The organism is Mesorhizobium sp. M1322 (assembly GCF_040318085.1).
In the GTDB taxonomy this organism is placed as follows: domain Bacteria; phylum Pseudomonadota; class Alphaproteobacteria; order Rhizobiales; family Rhizobiaceae; genus Mesorhizobium.
On the sequence record NZ_JAMYLP010000005.1, the window covers coordinates 57,761 to 77,490 of the forward strand.

The window sequence follows — 19,730 nt, forward strand, 5'->3', positions numbered from 1 at the left end:
AGCGGCTGGTCAGCCTCTTGTAAGCGAGATCGGCAGGCCGTTGGAAGTCTGGCCGTCGAATTTCTCTCCGCCCGAGGAATAGAGCCGTGCCAGCGTGCCGCCATTCTCGTCGTACAGCGTCAACTGCTTGCCGGCGACGTTCCAAGATTTGATGCCGTCGATCGGCGCCGGGCAATGCAGCGGTCCAGCGCGGTAGCCGGCGCCGAATTTGGTCTGCGGCGTCGCCACCTGACAGCTCTGGCCGGACACGCTGGCTTTCCACACGCCGGCGACGCTGCTTGCGGTAAGATCCGGGGCGCCGGCCGGAGCCGTCCCGTCCGGCGGCAGCGAGGCGACCTGGGGGTTTAGCGTCCCTTGCGGCGCCGTCGGAAACTTCGACGGGTCGGCCGTGCCCGGCGACGCCGGCGGCGGCAACTGATTTGCGGTCACCTTGCCAGAGGGCGCGGCTTGCAGCGGCGACGGCTGCTCCTGGTCCATCGGCGAGAACCGTGACGTTGAACAGCCGCTCGCAACGAGCGCGGCAAGCGATACGGCCAGCAGACCGGTTTTCGAAAAATCCATTTCAAACCTCCGTCGGATCCGGCTGGGGCTGCCGTCCGCACAATATCCCCTTCACCAAGATGGAGAAGGTGGCGAAATTTCAACCCGATATGGTTAAAATACAATTTGCGTCAGCATCTGTTGCAATTTTACCACAAGATGCGTGCCGCCTGAAAGCCTGCCCTAAGGATCTGACCCGAGACCGCGCAGCGTGTTTGCCTGGACAGGCGTGCCTTGGTGTCCGGCCGCAAATGCTTGCGCCAGCCCGCTTCGGTCCTATCTCTGATGAAACGGAACCCTGCCGGAGGCGAAACCTTGGCTGCGAGAAAAAGGGCTGCCAATCGCTACTATAGCGGCCCACCGAGCGATCATTTCGACGGCACCTTGTTCTTCAATCCCAACGGCAAGCCGCCCGCCCGTTTTTCCGATCTTTTGAAGTGGCAGCTGGGCGGCGAACGCTCGAAATGGCCGGCGGCGAATCCGAGCCCGTTTCATCAGGCGACACCGGCCAAGCAGATCGACGGCTCCGAACTGAGGCTGACCATGGTCGGCCATTCCACGCTGCTCATCCAGACAGCCGGCCTGAACATCCTCACCGACCCGGTCTGGTCGCGGCGCGTCTCGCCGCTCTCCTTTGCCGGGCCGAAACGGGTCAATCCGCCGGGTATCGCCTTTTCCAACCTGCCGCCGATCGACCTCGTATTGGTCAGCCACAACCACTACGACCATCTCGACCTCGCCACGCTGAAGCGGCTGAAGACAAAGCACGACCTGCTGGTGCTGACACCGCTCGGCAACGACGCCATCATCGACGATGGCGTTCCCGGCATGCGGCTTTCCGTGCATGACTGGGGCGAGCGGTTCGAGATCGGCAAGGACGTCGCCGTCCATGTCGAGCCGGTGCACCACTGGTCGGCGCGCGGCACCCGCGACCGGCGCATGGCGCTTTGGGCTGGTTTTGTGGTCGAGACGCCGGGCGGAAAGGTCTATTTCGCCGGCGACACCGGTTTCCACGACGGCATCAATTACCGGCTGATGGCTGAAATGCACGGCGGCTTCCGCCTCGCTATCCTGCCGATCGGCGCCTACGAGCCGCGCTGGTTCATGGCGCCTCACCACCAGAACCCGGAGGAGGCGGTGCAAGGCATGCTTTTGTGCAACGCCGCCTATGCCGCCGGCTGCCATTGGGGCACGTTCCGGCTCACCAACGAGCCGATCGACGAACCGGCGAGAAAGCTTGGCGAGGCCCTCGACGATCAAGGTATCCCGCAAGAACGCTTTCGCGCCCTACGTCCCGGCGAGGTCTGGGACGTGCCACCGCTCTAGGCAGGCGACCGGCTTCAGGGGGAACCTGCGACGTCGTAAACGCGTTGCTGGTCATCTACAACCGTCGGCTGCGAGGGATTTCCCCATGATCAAATGGATTGTCATTCTTCTGATTATCGCGGCCGCAGCCAGCCTGCTCGGCATGCCGGCATTGGCCGGGGCCGCCGCCACCGGCGCCCGTATTCTCATCGGCATCGTGCTGATCATCTTCCTGCTGGTCATGCTTGGCGTCTTCGCGGTGGCCTAAAATGCATGTCGCGCAAAAGTGCGAAGCGGTTTGCGATAACGACATGCATAAAAACAAGAGCTTTAAGCGCGCCGTATGAATCCGTTCAAACGCGACGCGCGTTAGACGCATCGGCCCGAAAAATCGGAATCGATTTTCGGAAAGCACGATGCGCCGGTTCAAAGCGTCAGCGCGTGCTTTGTGTGTCCAAGGGACACACGTCGCTCTGACGCGTCCGCACACTGGTAATTTCGGCCGGTATCCGCCATATAGGCGCCAAACCGGCATGAGACCTTTCGATCCATGGCAAGTACTGCCCCCTTCGCCAAGATGAACGGCATCGGCAACGAGATCATCGTTGCCGACATGCGCGGTCGCGCCGATCGGGTGACGCCGGCTGCCGCTCTTGCGCTCAATGCCGATGCCGCGACGAAATTCGATCAGATCATGGCGATCCACGACGCCAGGACGCCGGGCACCGCCTTTTTCATCGACATCCTGAATTCCGACGGAACCGGCGCGCAGGCCTGCGGCAACGGCATGCGCTGCGTGGTGCAGGCACTTGCTGCCGAGACCGGCCAGAAGACATTCGCCTTCGAGACGGTCGCCGGCATCCTCAACGCCGAAGAACACGCCGACGGGCTGATCTCGGTCGACATGGGCAAGCCGCGTTTTGGCTGGCAGGATATTCCGCTGGCCGAGGAATTCCGTGACACCCGCATGATCGAGCTGCAGATTGGCCCGATCGATGCGCCTGTGCTGCACTCGCCTTCGGTCGTGTCGATGGGCAATCCGCACGCTATCTTCTGGGTCGACCGCGACGTCTGGTCTTACGAACTCGACCGCTTCGGCCCGCTGCTCGAAAGCCACCCGATCTTCCCCGAACGCGCCAACATCACCATCGCACGGGTGACCTCACCCGAGACGATGGTCATCCGCACCTGGGAGCGCGGCGCCGGCCTGACCAAGGCCTGCGGTACGGCGGCTTGTGCCGCCGTCGTCGCTGCCGCGCGCACCAGGCGGACCGGACGCAGCGTCTCTCTGGTGACGCCCGGCGGCGACTCCTTGCATGTCGAATGGCGCGGCGACGACCACGTTATCCTCACCGGTGCCGCCGAATGGGAATTTTCCGGCAGCTTCGACCCGTCGACCGGCGTGTGGGCCCGCGACACCGAAAGCGCCGCCTGATGGCTCCTCTTGCCAACAAGGTTCCCGTTCCTTCCAGGGGCCCCACTCTTCCCAAAGGTCCCACTCTTCCCAAAGGTGTTGACGTCGTCACCTTCGGTTGCCGGCTGAACACCTACGAATCCGAGGTGATGCGGCGAGAGGCGGAAAGCGCCGGCCTCGGCGCGCTGGAAGGCGGCGCCATCATCTTCAACACTTGCGCCGTCACCGGCGAGGCGGTGCGCCAGGCAAAACAGTCGATCCGCAAGGCCCGCCGCGAGAACCCGCAGGCCCGCATCATCGTCACCGGCTGCGCCGCACAGATCGAGCCGCAGAATTTCGTCGCCATGGACGAGGTCGATCTCGTCCTCGGCAACGAGGAAAAGCTGAAGGCGCATTCCTATCGCGCGCTGCCGGATTTCGGCGTCAACGATACCGAGAAGGCCCGCGTCAACGATATCTTCTCGTTACGCGAGACGGCCGGCCACATGGTCGACGCCATCGAAGGCCGGGCGCGGGCCTTCGTCCAGGTGCAGAACGGCTGCGACCACCGCTGCACTTTCTGCATCATCCCCTATGGCCGCGGCAATTCGCGCTCGGTGCCGATGGGCGCCGCGGTCGAACAGGTCAAGCGGCTGAGCGGCAATGGTTATGCCGAGATCGTGCTGACCGGCGTCGACATGACCAGTTTCGGCGCCGACCTGCCTGGCAGCCCGAAACTCGGCAAGTTGGTCAAGACAATCCTGAAGCAGGTGCCTGACGTAAAACGCCTGCGCCTCTCCTCGATTGATTCGATCGAGGCCGACGACGATCTGCTCGATGCCATTGCCACCGAGCCCAGGCTGATGCCGCATCTGCATCTGTCGCTGCAGGCGGGTGACGACATGATCCTGAAGCGGATGAAGCGCCGGCACAACCGGGATCAGTCGATCCGTTTTTGCGAGGATTTGCGCAAATTGCGCCCCGGCATCGTCTTCGGCGCCGACATCATCGCCGGCTTCCCGACCGAGACGGACGCCATGTTCGAAAAATCGCTGGAGATCGTCGAGGAATGCGGGCTGACGCATCTCCACGTCTTCCCGTTCTCGCCGCGCGAAGGCACCCCCGCCGCGCGCATGCCGCAGCTTCGCCGCGAGGTGGTCAAGCAGCGCGCGGCACGGCTGCGCGCCGCCGGCGACGCCGCCTATATCAGTCACCTCGCCGCACTCGCCGGAACACGCCAGTCCATCCTGGTCGAGCGCGACGGGCTCGGCCGCACCGAAGGGTTTACGCTCGCTGCGGTCTCCGCGGGCGCGCCGGGCGAAATCGTTGAGGCTGATATCGCCGGCCATGACGGCGCGCGCCTGATCGCGGCGCCGCTTGCCGCCCGCGCCGCCTGAGACGCAGGAACATGGCTGGTTTTTTCAAGAAGATATTTTCGTTCGGCAAGAAGGAAGTGGTCGAGGAGCGGATCGATGAGTCCGCACCCCTGCCGCCGATCAAATGGGATGCGCTGGAGGCGCTGAAGCCGGCCGCCGAACAGACTGTTCCGGAATTTTTGAAACGCGAAGAGCCCCGGCCCGAGGCAGAAGCTGCGCCTCCGCCACCGGTCAAGGCGGAAGCGCCGCCCGCGCCGCTGCCGGCGCCGGTTGAAGAGGCCGAGCCCGCTCCGATCATTTCCCCCGCGCCGGAAATCCAGCCGGAGCCTGCTCCGGTTGAAGAGCCAGGGGCGCCTGCCGAACAGCCGGCGTCAGAGGCCGCTCCCGTCGTTCGCGAGCCAGCTCCGGAGCCTGAGCCGGAGGAAATCCCTGAGCCAGAGCCGACCCAGCCAGAGATCGTCCAGACTGAGCCTCCGTCAGCCGAACGTGGCGCTGCCCCTCATCCGCCTGCCGGCACCTTCTCCCCGTATAGTGACGGGGAGAAGGGTGCTGATCGTCACGCCGAGCCTCCTCTTGAAAGCGGCAAAGAAGAAGCTCCGACGCTGACGCCCCCCTCTCCCCGTCCTTTACGGGGAGAGGGTAAGGGTGATGGGCAGCGCGAACCTGCGCAAGATACCGCACCGCCCGCCGAGGCCCCCTCGCCGGTGCCCGAGCCTGAGGCGCCGCCGGCCGAAATCCCGCCCCCGATTCGCCAGCCGGCGCCGGTCGAGGCGAAGCCGGTCCTTGCCGAGATCGCACCAGAGCCAGAGCCCGTTCCGCAACCATCACCGGAGGCAAAGCCCGCTCCCGGCAAGGTCACCGTCACCAGGAAGGTCGAGCAGAGAGCCGAGCCGCAGAAGGCGCCGGAACCGGCACCGAAACGCTCTTGGTTCCAGCGCATGAAGGAGGGGCTTGCCCGCTCTTCCCGGGAACTGTCCGGCAACATCGCCGGCGTCTTCACCAAGCGCAAGCTCGACGAGGACACGCTGCAGGATCTGGAGGACGTGCTGATCCGCGCCGATCTCGGCATGGAGACGGCCCTGCGCATTACCGATTCGCTGGCCGCCAGCCGCCACGGCAAGGACGTCTCCGAGACGGAAGTCCGCGCCATCATGGCGGCCGAGGTGGAGAAGGTGCTGATCCATGTCGCCATGCCGCTGGAGCTCGATCTCAGCCATAAGCCGCATGTCATCCTTGTCGTCGGCGTCAACGGCACCGGCAAGACCACGACCATCGGCAAGCTGGCGGCAAAGCTGACCGACGGCGGCCTGTCGGTGATGCTCGCAGCCGGCGACACGTTCCGTGCCGCGGCGATCGAGCAATTGAAGATCTGGGGCGAGCGCACCAAGTCGCCGGTCATCGCCTCGAAGCTTGGCGCCGATGCGGCAGGTCTTGCCTACGACGCCTTCGAGCAGGCCAAGCAAGCCGGCTCCGACGTGCTGATCATCGACACCGCCGGGCGGCTGCAGAACAAGACCGAACTGATGGCGGAACTGGAAAAGATCGTCCGGGTGCTGGGCAAGCTCGATCCTGAGGCGCCGCACACCGTGCTGCAGACGGTCGACGCCACCACCGGCCAGAACGCGCTCAACCAGGTCGAGATCTTCCGCAATGTCGCCGGCGTCAACGGCCTGGTGATGACCAAGCTGGACGGCACCGCGCGCGGCGGTATTCTTGTGGCGATCGCGGCAAAGCACAAATTGCCGGTCTATTTCATCGGCGTCGGCGAACAGGTCGACGACCTCGAACCATTCTCCGCAAGCGAGTTCGCCAGGGCGATCGCTGGAGTGGCCTAACAAGCATGGTTCCAAGAAGTCGCAGACTTTCTTGGAGGATCATCCGCAAAAAGGAAGCCTATGAACCCGCCCATCCTCGAACGCGACCCGTCCGATCCGCAGAAGCAGAAGAAGGAAGGCGTCAATCCGCTGCTCAAGATGATTCTGGAGCTCGGCCCATTGATGGTGTTCTTCTTCGCTAACGCCCGTGGCGCATGGCTGTCGCAGAAATTTCCGGCGCTGGCCGAATTCGGCGGGCCGATCTTCGTCGCCACCGGTCTGTTCATGGCCGCGACCGCGATCGCGCTGGCCGCGTCCTGGCTGCTCACCCGCACCTTGCCGATCATGCCGATGGTGTCGGGCGTCGTCGTCTTCGTCTTCGGCGCGCTGACGCTCTACCTGCAGGACGACATCTTCATCAAGATGAAGCCGACCATCGTCAACATGCTGTTCGGCGGCGTGCTGCTCGGCGGGCTGTTCTTCGGCAAATCGCTGCTCGGCTACGTCTTCGATTCGGCCTTCAGGCTCGACGCCGAGGGCTGGAAGAAACTCACCTTCCGCTGGGGCCTGTTTTTCCTGTTTCTAGCCCTTGTCAACGAAGTGGTCTGGCGGAATTTCTCCACCGACGCCTGGGTTACCTTCAAGGTCTGGGGAATCATGCCGATCACGCTTCTTTTCACCTTCAGCCAGATGCCGCTGATCATGCGCCATTCGCTTGAAGGCAAGACTGGAAATGAAGAGAAGGCCGGCAAGTAACGGTTAGGAGAGGGCATGGAATTCGTCACCACGCGCGAAGAGCTGAGAACGATCTACAAGACGCCTCGGCCGACCGACGGCTCGATCCGCAAGGAACTGAAGGCGCTGGATGGCCACAGCCGCTCCTTCATCGGCAAAAGCCCTTTCGTGCTGATCGGCTCCTCCGACGGCGCCGGCAATGCCGATGTGACGCCGAAGGGCGACAGACCGGGCTTCGCCGCCGTGCTTGACGAGAAGACCATCGCCATCCCCGACCGGCCCGGCAACAACCGGCTCGACACGCTGGAGAACATTCTTCTCAACCCCTCGGTCGGGCTGCTCTTCCTCATCCCGGGCATGAACGAGACGCTGCGTGTCAACGGCGATGCCCGCATCACCGTCGATGAGGCTTTGCGCGAGCGGCTCGCCGTCGACGGCAAGGAACCGCAAAGCGTCGTCCTGGTGACGGTGAAGGCCGCCTACATGCATTGCGCAAAGGCCTTCATGCGCTCCGATCTGTGGAAGCCGGAAACCTGGTACGACCGCGCGACGCTGCCGACGCTCGGCCAGATCCTGCGCGACCAGCTGGCGCTCGCCGATTCGGCCGAGGCGACCGATCGCTGGCTGGACGAAGAATACAAACACACCATGTGGTAAAATCTGCTCGGGCGCGATTCGCCCGAGAAGGCATAGCAACGTGCTTGCAATTGCTTGGCGGCCGCTCAGTAGGTCATTGCGCCGTTGACCATCAGCCGGACCATGTAGAGCGAGGTCGTGCCGGCGATGTAGAGGCAGTTCAGCTTGTTGCCGCCGAACACGCAATTGGCGACGACTTCCGGCACCTTGATCTTGCCGATCAGCGTCCCGTCCGGATCGTAGCAATGGATGCCATCGGCGGCACTCGTCCAGATCCGCCCTTGGTCATCGAGCCTGAAGCCATCGAACAGGCCGGCCGTGCAGTCGGCGAAGACCTTTCCCCCGGAGACCTTCTTGCCACCCTCATCGACATCGAACACCCGCATATGCGCCGGATTCTGCGCGCCATGCGTGCGGCCGGTATCGACGACATAGAGCTTGCTCTCGTCGAGCGAGAAGGCGAGCCCGTTGGGCCTGACCATATCGGTGATCACCGCTTCGATCTCACCGGTGCCGGGATCGGCCCGGTAGACATGGCAGGCGCCGATCTCGCTCTCGGCCTTGTCGCCCTCATAATCCGTATCGATGCCGTAGGTCGGGTCGGTGAACCAGATCGACCCGTCGGACCTGACCACTGCGTCGTTGGGCGAGTTCAGCCGCTTGCCGCGCCATTTGTCGGCGATGGTGGTGATCGAGCCGTCATGCTCGGTGCGGCTGACCCTCCGGCCCGAATGCTCGCAAGTGACCAGCCGGCCCTGCCGGTCGACGGTGTTGCCGTTGGAATTGCCCGACGGCTGGCGGAACACGCTGACACTGCCGTCGGTCTCGTCGTAGCGCAGCATGCGGTTGTTGGGGATGTCGGACCAGACCACATAACGGCCGGCCGCAAACCAAGCCGGCCCTTCCGCCCACCGGCATCCGGTGAACAGCTTGTCCACCTGCGCATTACCGTTGAACAGCCGCGCAAAACGCGGATCGAGAATCTCGTAGTCATCAGCGGCCATGGTTTCCTCCCGGTCATGCAGATCGCTAGTGCCGACGCGATCAAGCCAGCCGGCGATCGATATGGCAAGATCGTTGATATCGGTCTCACCGCATCTTGAGGCATCGAGGGCAAAACGCGGCAATGCCGCCCTTGCTCAAATGACGGGCCCAAATGAAGGCCTCACGCCCGGTTAACCGGCTATGCGTCCAGTGCAATGGTGCATTGCAACATCTTCTTTTTGCAACGCATCATAACTATGTCATGCTCCATATCGATCAGGGAGGAACAACCTGCTGCAACAATGCGGCACAGAAGGAACCTCGCTATGATTCTCGACAGCCTCATGAGCCGCGCTCGCACCAGCATCGCCAAGCGCCGGCAATACAACCGCCTCGTCGCGGAAATCGACAGCTTTTCCAGCCGCGACCTGGCCGACATGCGCGCCGACCGCAGCGAAATGCTCTACCAGGTCCACAAGCAGATCTACGGCTGAGTTCGGCGTTCGATCCCCAACGAAGGCTTGTGAACCCAGATAGGGTTCAAGGATGATCCCCCCGCACCTACGACGGCGAGTTGCTGGATCCGGCGAGATTCCCGGCCGAGGCAGTCGCCAAGCTCAAGCGGGACAAGGGCAGCTATGCCTATGCCGGACAGTATCAGCAGCGGCCAGCGCCACGTTCAGGTCGCATGTTCCAGCGTAGCGACTTCGAGGTTGTTGATGCGGTTCCCGCCAGCGCACGGCGTTGCAGGGCTTGGGATTTCGCAGCATCGAAAGAGAAGCCCGTAAGCAGCCGGACTGGACCGTTGGGTTGCGCATGGCGCGCAGGAATGGGATTTTCTACGTCGAGGACGTCGAGCGCGGCCGCTGGTCTCCCGGTGAGGGCGAGACCAACTGAAGAACAGTGCCACTCATGACGGACTGGAAGTCACGATTCGCATGCCGCAGGACCCCGGATCAGCGGGCATGGCGGATGCAGCAACCAAGGTGAAGCTGCTGGCCGTCAGGACGTAAAGACCCTTCCGGTCTCCGGCGACAAGGCTACTCGTGCCAAACCAGCATCGGCACAGGCGGAGGCCCGGCTACGTGAAGCTCTTGTGCGGTCGGTGGAACGAAACATTCCTCGATGAGGTCTGTTCATTCCCGAACGGTCAATTCGATGATCAGGTCGACGCCTTCGCCGATGCTCTGAACGAGTTGGCGCTCGGCTCAACCTTCACCCTCGACAACGTTTAACATTGAGCTTCGCTTCAATGGCGAAGGCTCGCATCAGCCTTCAAAACATTTGAACGACCTGAAAATCGTCAGATGCATGTGGGATGTGAGCGCACGATCGCTTGGACCCCCATACCGAACTTTTGCGCCCGTTTAGCATTAGCTCGAGCGATGTCGAGTACAGCTTGCTTGACAAACGCGATGTCGTGAGAGGGGAGGTTCAAGGAGAAGCCATGGGCGTGACAGGCTGCTAAAAACTGCTCTCTCCCGCCCATCCCAGTGATGAGGTCGACGACCTCGAAGACTTTCTCGGGTGTCATTGCGGGTGGCGTTTCGGGAACGGTGCTAATTTGCATGTCGTCGAAATTTATTGCCATATTCACGTTCCTCCTCATCTATTCTCGACGGCGCTCGAACGCCTGCTGCAATCGTACGTTATTTAGTTCATCTTCGACGCGCTGCTCCGCGATCGTGAGAGCGCGTTCGCCAGCCCCGGTTGGCATAACAAATGTGATGGCCACCTTGTGAACCTCAGATCGACCGTTAGAGACGGACCCTGATGCTTTTGAAAGCTCAAATGGCTCGCCGAGCGGATTCAGACCGAGTGACGGACCAACCGAATTTTTGGCACTCGTCGTGAACTTCAAAGTTACGGTGTAAGGCGTCTTAGATGTGTCAAGATTGCCAGATTGATTCATGCTTAAAAACGTTTGCGCATACCGACGCAGTTCTAGGGCTCCGGTGATTGGATAGATGTAATTTTTCGTGCGACGGGGCGCTAACTCGCAGTACTCGTCGTCCGGAACAAGAGTTACCAATCGACCGAAGCTGTCTAGGTTGCGGAAATTTTCAACGCCATTCCGTTCCAGTGAAGCAGATGCCGTAAGGCCCAATCCGAACGTTCCTCTGGTCAGAGCTCCGACGAAGTCAACCGAACCCAGTGCAGTGTTGGTCTCGGTAATATCCAGGTTGAATTCGTACCCTATGAGAACGTTTTGATATCTCTCGATGATCTGCTGAGAGTTTTTCAGGAAGGCTAGAAATCTTGAGATCTATAAATTCGGCATCTGTGGTAAATTTGTTGGAAAGTTCTCTGTTGCGCCGAATAATAGCTTGTCGCATCAGATCGCGGACCGCATCTCTCATTTCGCACCGCACACGAAGCACTATCTCGTAGCTTGATACTTTTGAGTAATCCTGCGAGTGCGGTGGGAGGGCACATGCGGACAAAAGCAATCCGGGTGCCATTAAGCCAAAACAGTAAGATCGCAAACTTACCCTCCCCCCGAAGGATACTTCCCTAACCACTACATAAGCAGTTGCCGGGTGGTCGTGTCAATGTGCGTCGTAAATTTTCCTGATAACGGGCAGGTCAATTCTAATCCAAGCGTGGCCGTTTACTCGCAAGAATTTGCTTACACATCGCTGCTATGGGATCAGTTATTGATATTGCTCGCAAATTCGGCGACAGCCTGACCAATGTCGTTTCCCGCTTCGGCACCGAGCGGGACAAGGCGTCGAGCAGCTACTATGCGATGCGCAGCAAAATTGCAGATCGAACTTAGCCAATCCATTCGATCCAGCGGCCGTGGTAATCGCAATGGGCCAGGCGGCGCGTCTCGCCGCCGGGCCATAGAGTGAGGCTGAGTACCGCCCACTGCTTTGTGGGATCGCGCGGCTCCATCTTCAGCCTTGCGACAGGCGCAGCCGCCGCGGCCTGTCTGCCCGCCTGTTCCAGGGAGGCGGTGATGGCATCCTTGGTCGCCCGCGGCAGATATTGCCACATGATCGAATGATAGAGCACGAAGGCGCCGCCCTGCTGCCGTGCGGCCAGTGCCTTCTCGACAAAATCCGCCGCGTCCGCTTTGACAAGCAGCGGTTGAAGCTTTTCGGCAAGTGACAGCGCGGCGTCGAGTCGGGCCAGCCGCGCTGCCTGATCGGCCCAGATGTAGGACCGAAGCCGTACCCGCGCCGATGCGTCGGCGACATTGACCGGTGCGATGTCGCAGCCGGCGCGATGGCGGACGTTGATCACTCCACCAAACGGGACAGCGCGACCTCGCACCTCCGGCGCCAACCGGACGGGGGAGGCCGGGTCGCCCCACTCGGCATCGCCGTAGCGATAGTGAAAGCTGTCGAACAGGAGATTGAGCCCGGCGCTGGCGCCGATCTCGCACAGATCCAGCGGCAGGCCAGTTTCCCGCGCGACCGTCAGAAATCCAGGCAGCAGCATCGCCGACCGGGCGATTTCATTGGTCTGCGGCGCGCCGGCGATGCCGGCGACGATCCACTCGTCGGATCGCGCAATTGCCTCCGGCAGCACCGCTGCGATCTCGGATTCGCTTGTCTGGTTGGGCGGATAGATCAGTGCCAGTCGCTCACTGGCACCCGTCAGGACCAACGCATGCAGCGCACCGCAGACCCGCAATGCGAGGCCGTCGGCGCGCGCGTCGCCCGGCCAGCCGAGCACCGCCTGCCCGGTCCTGGTGTTTGCGTCGAGAACCTTGGCCAGCGCACGGCATAAATTCGCGGTGAAAGGCGAGCCAAGTTCATCGCAGGCTTTCGCTTGGGCCAGAAAATGATCGCGGATGTCTGGTTCGTCCATCGCCTTTCCGGTGCCTTAGCCCGGCGCGGCCAGCGCCTTCTCGATCTCCGGCAAAAGCAGCGTCTGCGCCGAGCCTGGGGTCAGCGGGCCGACATGCTTGTAGGCGATCTTGCCGTCCTTGCCGATGACGAAGGTTTCCGGCACGCCGTAGACGCCCCAGTCGATCGCCGCGCGCCCCGCCGCGTCGACGCCGATCGCCTGGAACGGATTGCCGAGATCGCCGAGGAACCGGCGGGCGTTTTCCGGCTGATCCTTGTAGTTGAGCGCGGCTATGACGAAGCGCTTGTCCTGCGACAGCGCCAGCAGCACCGGATGTTCGTCGCGGCATGGCCCGCACCACGATGCGAAGACGTTGACCAGTGTGACCTTGCCGGCGAACTGCCTGGAATCGAGCCCCGGCAAAATCATACCCTCCAGCGCCGCCAGATTGGTCTGCGGCGCTGGCAGGCCGATCAGCGCCGATGGCACTTCCGAGGTGTCGCGGCCGGACAGCAGCTGCGTCAGGAACAGCCCCGCCAGCCCAAGGAAAATCACCAACGGCAACAGCACGATCAGGCGCCGCCCGCGCGCCGGCGTTTCCGTTTCCATGCTCATGATTTCCGCGCCTTGTCGGAGCGCCGCCGCACGCCGGATGCTTCCAGCTCGGCGAGGTCCCTCTTGCGTGCCTGCTGGTCGAAAAGGATCCAGCCGATCAGCCCAGCCAGCACCACGGCCGAGATGACATAGGCGGCGGTCACGTAGAGCGCATGCACGCTCATATGGTTCGCTCCGCCGGCGCAAAAACTTTCAACCGGGCCATTCCGCTTCGTTCGAACATGCCTTCCCTTAACCTTGCGCCATCGGCTTCGCAATCGACAGCAGCGCCGCAGCCTTTGACGTCAGCCGGCCGTCTAATTTAGTCCGCTCCATGACGCAGCGCCAGCGCCGCTGCAATCGGGCCCAGCACGGCAAGAAACAAGGTCAGCGCGGCCAGAATGAGGAAAGGCTGCAGGAACGGATCGGGGTTCGCCACCGCGCCATAGCTTGCCGAGACGCCAAAGATCAGCACGGGAATGGTCAGCGGCAGCACCAGCACCGAGATCAGCAGCCCGCCTCGCGGCAGCGCCACCGCCACCGCCGCACCGGCAGCGCCGATGAAGGTGATCGCCGGCGTGCCGACCAGAAGGGTCAGCGCCGTGGCGCCGATGCCGACCGGCTCCATGTTCATGAACAGGCCGAGCAGGGGTGCCGCGATGACCAGCGGCAGCACGCTTCCCGCCCAATGCGCCAGGCATTTCGTCAGCACGGTCAGCGCCAGCATCTGCCGGTCGTTGCCGAGCACCAGAAGATCGAGCGAGCCGTCTTCCCGGTCGGCCTGAAACAATCGGTCGAGACCGAGCAGGCAAGCGAGTAAGGCGCCGATCCACAGGATCGCCGGGCCGATGCGGGCGAGCAAATTGAGGTCCGGTCCGACGCCGAAAGGGATCGTGGCGATCACGGCGAGAAAGAAGATCACGCCGGTCAGCGCCCCGCCGCCGGCACGGATACTCAGGCGGATATCGCGCAGGAAGAGGGCTAGCATGGTGTGAGACGCCCTTGCCCAGGCACCCCCCTCTGTCCTACCGGACATCTCCCCCTCAAGGGGGGAGATTGGCCGTCATGATTGCCTTCGCTAAACTCGATCGTTGAAAGATAGGCGGAGCAAAGAAGCTGCCAATCTCCCCCCTTGAGGGGGAGATGTCCGGCAGGACAGAGGGGGGCGCCGTGGAGCACCGACATCAAACGGCCTCCCCCATCACCAAAGCCTTTGCCCCGTCCAGCCCAAGCGGCAGATGCGTGGCTGCTACAACGATCCCTCCGCCCTCCAGATGCTTTCGCATCAGCACCGCGAATCGCTCTTCCGATGCCTTGTCCAGCCCGGCCGTCGGCTCGTCCAGCAGCCACAGCGGCCGCCGGCTGACCAGCAGTTTTGCGATCGCCGCGCGGCGGCGTTGCCCGGTGGAGAGATAGCCGAACGGCAGATGGCCGAGACCATCAAGCCCGACCGCTTCGAGCGCCTCTTCAGCGCCCAAAAAATCCGCGCCCGAAAAATCGCGCCAGAAGCGCAGATTTTCCGCGACGCTTAGCGCCGTCTTCATCGCGTTCTGGTGGCCGAGATAATGGCAGGCCGAGGCAACCGACGGAAAATCCTCGCCGCCGCCTTCGATAAGCACACGGCCTGCCGCCACCGGCAGCAGCCCGGCAACCACCCTGAGCAGCGTCGACTTCCCCGCGCCGTTCGGCCCTGTGACGATCAGCGCCTGGCCTTTCTCAAGGGCAAAGTTGATGCCGGAAAAAACCGCCTCGCCGCCGCGTTCGCCGCCTAGATTTTCGGCGATCAGCCGCATTCCTTGCCCGTCCCGAAAACATCGCGTCACGGCAGTTGCCGCATCGCACAAAATAGCCTTTCGACTGTCTAGAACTATTCCAGGAAATTCTCTATATGCGGGTCATCCGTGCCAGCGGTCGGCACGGGAAGCGAATTAGCGCCGAACCAGCGCACGCGCCGCCTTGAACGGCTCGGGTTGGCTGGGAACGGACAGCGGAAATGGCCGTACCCGCACCTTTGCGCGTGATTGCATGCCATCGGCGTCCGTTCCCTTTCAGGCTGAACAGACAAGGACGGATCGCACGTGTCAAAATCCCTCGATAATTTCAATTGCCGCCGCACGCTGACCGCGGGCGGGACCGACTATGTTTATTATGATCTTGTCGAGGCCGAGAAGAACGGCCTCACCGGCATCGCCCAGCTGCCCTATTCGATGAAAGTTCTGCTGGAGAACCTGCTGCGCAACGAGGACGGCCGTTCCGTCACCAAGGAGAGCATCCAGGCGGTCGCCGGCTGGCTGACCGACAGGGGCACCGCCGGCGTCGAGATTGCCTATCGCCCGGCCCGTGTGCTGATGCAGGATTTCACCGGCGTTCCGGCCGTGGTCGACCTGGCCGCCATGCGCGATGCCATGGCCTCGCTCGGCGGCGACCCGCAAAAGATCAATCCGCTGGTGCCGGTCGATCTGGTCATCGACCACTCGGTCATCGTCGATGAATTCGGCACGCCGCTGGCTTTCGCCAGGAATGTCGAGCTTGAGTACGAGCGCAACGAGGAACGCTACAAATTCCTGAAATGGGGCCAGCAGGCCTTCCGCAATTTCCGCGTCGTGCCGCCCGGCACCGGCATCTGCCACCAGGTCAATCTCGAATATCTCGGCCAGGTCGTGTGGACCAACACTGAAGGCGGCGAAACCACCGCCTATCCCGACACCTGCGTCGGCACTGATTCGCACACCACCATGATCAACGGTCTTGGCGTGCTCGGCTGGGGCGTCGGCGGCATCGAGGCCGAGGCCGCCATGCTCGGCCAGCCCGTCTCCATGCTGTTGCCCGAAGTCATCGGCTTCCGCCTCACCGGCAGACTCAGGGAAGGCGTCACCGCCACCGACCTCGTGCTCACCGTCACCCAGATGCTGCGCAAGAAGGGCGTCGTCGGCAAGTTCGTCGAGTTCTTCGGTCCAGGTCTGTCCAACATGACGCTGGCCGACCGCGCCACTATCGGCAACATGGCGCCCGAATATGGCGCCACCTGCGGCTTCTTCCCGGTCGACGGCGAAACCATCCGCTATCTCACCATGTCCGGCCGCGAGGAAAATCGCATCGCGCTGGTCGAGGCATACGCCAAGGCGCAAGGCATGTGGCGCGATACCGGCTCGGCCGACCCGGTGTTCACCGACCTGCTCGAGCTCGATCTCGGCAGTGTCGTGCCGTCGATGGCCGGTCCCAAGCGTCCGGAAGGCCGCGTAGCGCTTGAAGGCATTCCGGACGGCTTCGCCAAGGCGATGGAAACCGAATACAAGAAGGCCGCCGAAATCGACAAGCGCTACGCCGTCGAAGGCACCAACTATGATCTCGGCCATGGCGATGTCGTCATCGCCGCCATCACCTCCTGCACCAACACCTCGAACCCGAGCGTGCTGATCGGCGCCGGGCTTTTGGCGCGCAACGCCAACCGGCTCGGGCTCAAGCAGAAGCCGTGGGTCAAAACATCGCTGGCGCCGGGCAGCCAGGTGGTCGCCGAATATCTGGAGAAGTCCGGCCTGCAGAAGGAACTCGACCAGATCGGCTTCAACCTGGTCGGCTTCGGCTGCACCACCTGCATCGGCAATTCCGGCCCATTGCCGGCGCCGATCTCCAAGACGATCAACGACAAAGGTTTGATCGCTGCCGCGGTGCTTTCCGGCAACCGCAATTTCGAAGGCCGCGTTTCGCCCGACGTGCAGGCGAACTACCTCGCCTCGCCGCCGCTGGTCGTCGCCCACGCGCTGGCCGGGACCGTGACCAAGGATCTGACCACCGAGCCGCTCGGCGAGGATCGTGACGGCAACCCGGTCTACCTCCGGGACATCTGGCCGAGCTCGGTCGAGATCCAGGAGTTCATCGAGAAGAACGTGACGCGCGAACTGTTCGCCCGCAAATATGCCGACGTCTTCAAGGGCGACGAATACTGGCAGAACGTCAAGGCGCCGGAAGGCCAGACCTACGCCTGGGACGACCATTCGACCTATGTGCAGAACCCGCCTTATTTCGCCGGCATGACATCAGGCTTCGGGACAATCGGCGACATCAAGGGCGCCCGCGTGCTCGGCCTGTTCGGCGACAAGATCACGACAGACCACATCTCTCCGGCCGGCTCGATCAAGGCGGCCTCGCCAGCCGGCAAGTACCTGATGGATCATGGCGTCGGCGTCGCCGACTTCAACCAGTACGGCACGCGGCGCGGCAATCACGAGGTGATGATGCGCGGCACCTTCGCCAACATCCGCATCCGTAACCACATGCTGGGCGAGAACGGCCGCGAGGGCGGCTATACCATCCACTATCCGTCGAAGGAAGAGAGATCGATCTACGACGCCGCCATGGAGTACAGGAAGGAAGGCGTGCCGCTGGTCATCTTCGCCGGTGTCGAATACGGCAACGGCTCGTCGCGCGACTGGGCGGCCAAGGGCACCAACCTGCTGGGTGTTCGCGCCGTCATTGCTCAGTCGTTCGAGCGCATCCACCGCTCGAACCTGGTCGGCATGGGGGTCATCCCCTTTGTCTTCGAGGAGGGCACCTCATGGGCCTCGCTCAACCTCAAGGGCGACGAACTGGTCGAGATCGACGGACTGAGCGCCATCAAGCCGCGTCAGAAGATGATCGCGAAGATCACCTATGGCGACGGCAGGATGAAGGACATTCCGATCATCTGCCGCATCGATACGCTGGACGAACTCGACTACTTCAAAAACGGCGGCATCCTGCAATATGTGCTGCGCGATCTGGCAGCATAGGGGAAGGGAGTATGGGAGTAGGGCAGTAAGGGAGTAGGGAAGACAATACCTATTCCCCTATTCCCCTATTCCCCTATTCCCCTATTCCCCTATTCCCCTATTTTCGGCGCCCCGAAGCGCGCCGCCGCCGCCAGCAGCACACCGAGCATCAGCCCGTTGAGGATGTGCCACAGGAAATGCGTGCCGAGCGGGAAGCTGCCGCAGACCAGCGGATCGATCATCCTGAAGATGACCGACACGGCGAAGATCGCCGAGCCCGCCAGATTGTACCAGCCGGCGCGGTTGCCGCTCACCGCCACTATGACGCCGAAGAAGGCGAGCGCCAGGAAGGGCGGCAGATAGCCGGTCGTGCCGTTCGATGCCTGGCGCAGCCAGTCCGGCACGGCCCAGGTCAACAACCCGGTGACGGTATAGAAGGCGACGAAGATGGCGATCGCCTTGCCCCATTTCATGCCGAGGAAACAGCGCAGGTTGAACAGCGTGTAGGCCAGCGTGAACCCGGCGATCGGCAGCACGTCGGCCCACACCGTGCCATAGTTGGCAAAGGTGTGGAACAGCGCCGAGCCGATGCCGATCGCCACCACCCACCAGGCCAGCACTTCGGCGAAGATGCCGGTGCCACGCCGGCGCACCTCCCGGACACCCCACAGCCCGGCGACAAGAAAAGCCAGATTGGTCAATGCATTGACCGGCTCGGCCCAGAGCTCCGGCCCGACCCGCTCGCAGTACAGGTCGACCGGCGTCAGGAGAGTTTGCCACATGCTGATTGTTGCCCGAATCGGTATCTACTCTGAAGTGTAGTCCGTCCTGTGGCGCCCTTGCAGTTGGTTGCAGCGGTAAAATTTCACCGCAACGTGACTTCCCGTTGACTGCCGCTTCTGCCACATATTTCGCCAATCAGAATAAAGCCGGCCATCACCGGCGGGAGTCGAAACGGCTATGACACCTCGAAGACCATTGCGGCTTGCGGCATTGGCGCTGGCCCTCTCGGTGTTTGCCAGCGCTGGACTTGCCGGCAATGCGCATGCCGGCGAGGCCGACACGCCCCAGGCTGACAAAGCCTCGACTGACCAGCCCTTGGGCGTGGTCGAGCTCTTCACCAGCCAGGGCTGCAATTCCTGCCTGCCGGCCGATGAATTCTTCGCCGAGCTTGCCACCAGGCAGAATATCGTCGCGCTCGCCTATCATGTCGACTACTGGGATTATCTCGGTTGGAAGGACACGCTGAGCCGCAAGGAGAACACCGAACGGCAATATGAGTATATGCGCGCCTTCGGCAGCCGCTCGGTCTATACGCCGCAGGCCGTCATCAATGGCCGCAGCCATGTCAGCGGCGCCAACCGCAAGGAAGTCGACGGCGCGCTCACCCGCATGGAAAGATCGGGCGAAGGCATGCGGGTCAGCATCAAGGTCAGCCGGACCAATGACCGCGTCACGATCGACGCCGGCGATGCCGGGACCGGTCCCAGCGATGCCCATGTCGTCATCGTCTATTTCGACCCGCCGCAGACGATCAAGATCGGCAAGGGCGAAAACACCGGCCGCAGCATGACCTACTGGAACGCCGTCTCCGGCATCCAGACCGCCGGCATGTGGCACGGCAAGGCGCAGCGCTACGAATTGCCGATGAGCGTGATTTCCAAGAAAGGCGGCTGCGCCGTGCTGCTGCAATCGGTGGGTAAGGACGGCCTGCCGGGACCCATTCTGGGCGCCGCCTTAATCCACAAGCCTTTACCGGCTGCGCATTCTCGCCCGTAGCATTTTGCAGCCAAACGTCTTCGTTTGG

20 protein-coding genes are annotated in these 19,730 nt (G+C 62.5%); 10 read left to right on the top strand and 10 right to left on the bottom strand.

Annotation, left to right across the window (positions count from 1 at the left end; translation table 11 throughout):
* Nucleotides 1-9: 9 nt before the first annotated feature.
* The gene (locus NKH12_RS03315) at nucleotides 10-561 is read right to left on the bottom strand and encodes an AprI/Inh family metalloprotease inhibitor (protein WP_352951879.1); all 552 of its coding nucleotides are present in this window, start codon (nucleotides 559-561) and stop codon (nucleotides 10-12) included.
* A gap of 264 nt (nucleotides 562-825) precedes the next feature.
* Here NKH12_RS03315 and NKH12_RS03320 point away from each other — a divergent pair, with 264 nt between their 5' ends.
* From NKH12_RS03320 to NKH12_RS03350, 7 genes are all read left to right on the top strand, one after another.
* Nucleotides 826-1,866: an MBL fold metallo-hydrolase gene (locus NKH12_RS03320; RefSeq protein WP_502910749.1), complete on the top strand. Its 1,041-nt coding sequence runs from the start codon at nucleotides 826-828 to the stop codon at nucleotides 1,864-1,866.
* A gap of 85 nt (nucleotides 1,867-1,951) precedes the next feature.
* Nucleotides 1,952-2,113, top strand: coding sequence for a DUF1328 family protein (locus NKH12_RS03325; RefSeq protein ID WP_128175373.1), 162 nt, complete (start codon nucleotides 1,952-1,954; stop codon nucleotides 2,111-2,113).
* Between the two features lie 282 nt (nucleotides 2,114-2,395).
* Nucleotides 2,396-3,280: a diaminopimelate epimerase gene (dapF, locus tag NKH12_RS03330; protein ID WP_352951881.1), complete on the top strand. Its 885-nt coding sequence runs from the start codon at nucleotides 2,396-2,398 to the stop codon at nucleotides 3,278-3,280.
* Nucleotides 3,280-4,635 (top strand): tRNA (N(6)-L-threonylcarbamoyladenosine(37)-C(2))-methylthiotransferase MtaB, encoded by a 1,356-nt coding sequence (mtaB, locus tag NKH12_RS03335; RefSeq protein ID WP_352951882.1) that lies wholly within the window; start codon nucleotides 3,280-3,282, stop codon nucleotides 4,633-4,635. The genes dapF and mtaB overlap by 1 nt, the downstream gene beginning before the upstream one ends.
* An 11-nt stretch (nucleotides 4,636-4,646) precedes the next feature.
* Nucleotides 4,647-6,449 (top strand): signal recognition particle-docking protein FtsY, encoded by a 1,803-nt coding sequence (gene ftsY, locus NKH12_RS03340; protein WP_352951883.1) that lies wholly within the window; start codon nucleotides 4,647-4,649, stop codon nucleotides 6,447-6,449.
* A 60-nt stretch (nucleotides 6,450-6,509) separates the two neighbouring features.
* Nucleotides 6,510-7,184, top strand: coding sequence for a septation protein A (locus tag NKH12_RS03345; protein ID WP_352951884.1), 675 nt, complete (start codon nucleotides 6,510-6,512; stop codon nucleotides 7,182-7,184).
* Between the two features lie 15 nt (nucleotides 7,185-7,199).
* Nucleotides 7,200-7,820: a pyridoxamine 5'-phosphate oxidase family protein gene (locus NKH12_RS03350; RefSeq protein WP_352951885.1), complete on the top strand. Its 621-nt coding sequence runs from the start codon at nucleotides 7,200-7,202 to the stop codon at nucleotides 7,818-7,820.
* Between the two features lie 65 nt (nucleotides 7,821-7,885).
* Here the strand turns inward: NKH12_RS03350 and NKH12_RS03355 are convergent, their stop codons facing one another.
* Nucleotides 7,886-8,803 (bottom strand): SMP-30/gluconolactonase/LRE family protein, encoded by a 918-nt coding sequence (locus NKH12_RS03355; RefSeq protein WP_352951944.1) that lies wholly within the window; start codon nucleotides 8,801-8,803, stop codon nucleotides 7,886-7,888.
* Between the two features lie 306 nt (nucleotides 8,804-9,109).
* On the opposite strand from NKH12_RS03355, the gene NKH12_RS03360 reads away from it, so the two are divergent.
* The gene (locus NKH12_RS03360) at nucleotides 9,110-9,277 is read left to right on the top strand and encodes a hypothetical protein (RefSeq protein ID WP_127314787.1); all 168 of its coding nucleotides are present in this window, start codon (nucleotides 9,110-9,112) and stop codon (nucleotides 9,275-9,277) included.
* An 809-nt stretch (nucleotides 9,278-10,086) separates the two neighbouring features.
* Here the strand turns inward: NKH12_RS03360 and NKH12_RS03365 are convergent.
* The 7 genes from NKH12_RS03365 to ccmA form a co-directional block, all read right to left on the bottom strand.
* Nucleotides 10,087-10,374 carry a hypothetical protein gene (locus tag NKH12_RS03365; protein WP_352951886.1) on the bottom strand — a complete coding sequence of 96 codons (288 nt, stop codon included), beginning with the start codon at nucleotides 10,372-10,374 and terminating at the stop codon, nucleotides 10,087-10,089.
* Nucleotides 10,375-10,392: 18 nt separating this feature from the next.
* On the bottom strand, nucleotides 10,393-11,049 hold the full coding sequence (locus NKH12_RS03370) for a Y4kA family protein (protein ID WP_502910750.1): 657 nt from the start codon (nucleotides 11,047-11,049) through the stop codon (nucleotides 10,393-10,395).
* A 509-nt stretch (nucleotides 11,050-11,558) separates the two neighbouring features.
* Complete coding sequence (locus tag NKH12_RS03375) at nucleotides 11,559-12,602, bottom strand: DUF2332 domain-containing protein (RefSeq protein WP_352951888.1); 1,044 nt, start codon at nucleotides 12,600-12,602, stop codon at nucleotides 11,559-11,561.
* A 15-nt stretch (nucleotides 12,603-12,617) separates the two neighbouring features.
* Nucleotides 12,618-13,196: a DsbE family thiol:disulfide interchange protein gene (locus tag NKH12_RS03380; protein WP_352951889.1), complete on the bottom strand. Its 579-nt coding sequence runs from the start codon at nucleotides 13,194-13,196 to the stop codon at nucleotides 12,618-12,620.
* The gene (gene ccmD / locus NKH12_RS03385; protein WP_352951890.1) at nucleotides 13,193-13,360 is read right to left on the bottom strand and encodes a heme exporter protein CcmD; all 168 of its coding nucleotides are present in this window, start codon (nucleotides 13,358-13,360) and stop codon (nucleotides 13,193-13,195) included. Before ccmD ends, NKH12_RS03380 begins: the two co-directional genes overlap by 4 nt.
* Before the next feature lie 137 nt (nucleotides 13,361-13,497).
* The gene (ccmB, locus tag NKH12_RS03390; protein ID WP_352951891.1) at nucleotides 13,498-14,163 is read right to left on the bottom strand and encodes a heme exporter protein CcmB; all 666 of its coding nucleotides are present in this window, start codon (nucleotides 14,161-14,163) and stop codon (nucleotides 13,498-13,500) included.
* A gap of 196 nt (nucleotides 14,164-14,359) precedes the next feature.
* A complete protein-coding gene (ccmA, locus tag NKH12_RS03395; RefSeq protein ID WP_352951892.1) occupies nucleotides 14,360-14,968 on the bottom strand; it encodes a heme ABC exporter ATP-binding protein CcmA in 609 nt (202 codons plus the stop codon).
* 285 nt (nucleotides 14,969-15,253) lie between these two features.
* On the opposite strand from ccmA, the gene acnA reads away from it, so the two are divergent.
* Nucleotides 15,254-17,944, top strand: coding sequence for an aconitate hydratase AcnA (acnA, locus tag NKH12_RS03400; protein ID WP_352951893.1), 2,691 nt, complete (start codon nucleotides 15,254-15,256; stop codon nucleotides 17,942-17,944).
* Between the two features lie 89 nt (nucleotides 17,945-18,033).
* Here acnA and NKH12_RS03405 read toward each other — a convergent pair whose 3' ends face one another.
* Nucleotides 18,034-18,705, bottom strand: coding sequence for a ceramidase domain-containing protein (locus tag NKH12_RS03405; protein WP_352951894.1), 672 nt, complete (start codon nucleotides 18,703-18,705; stop codon nucleotides 18,034-18,036).
* Nucleotides 18,706-18,883: 178 nt separating this feature from the next.
* Between NKH12_RS03405 and NKH12_RS03410 the strand changes: the two genes are divergently transcribed.
* Entirely contained in the window at nucleotides 18,884-19,702 is an 819-nt protein-coding gene (locus tag NKH12_RS03410; protein WP_352951895.1) for a DUF1223 domain-containing protein, read from the top strand.
* Nucleotides 19,703-19,730 lie beyond the last annotated feature (28 nt).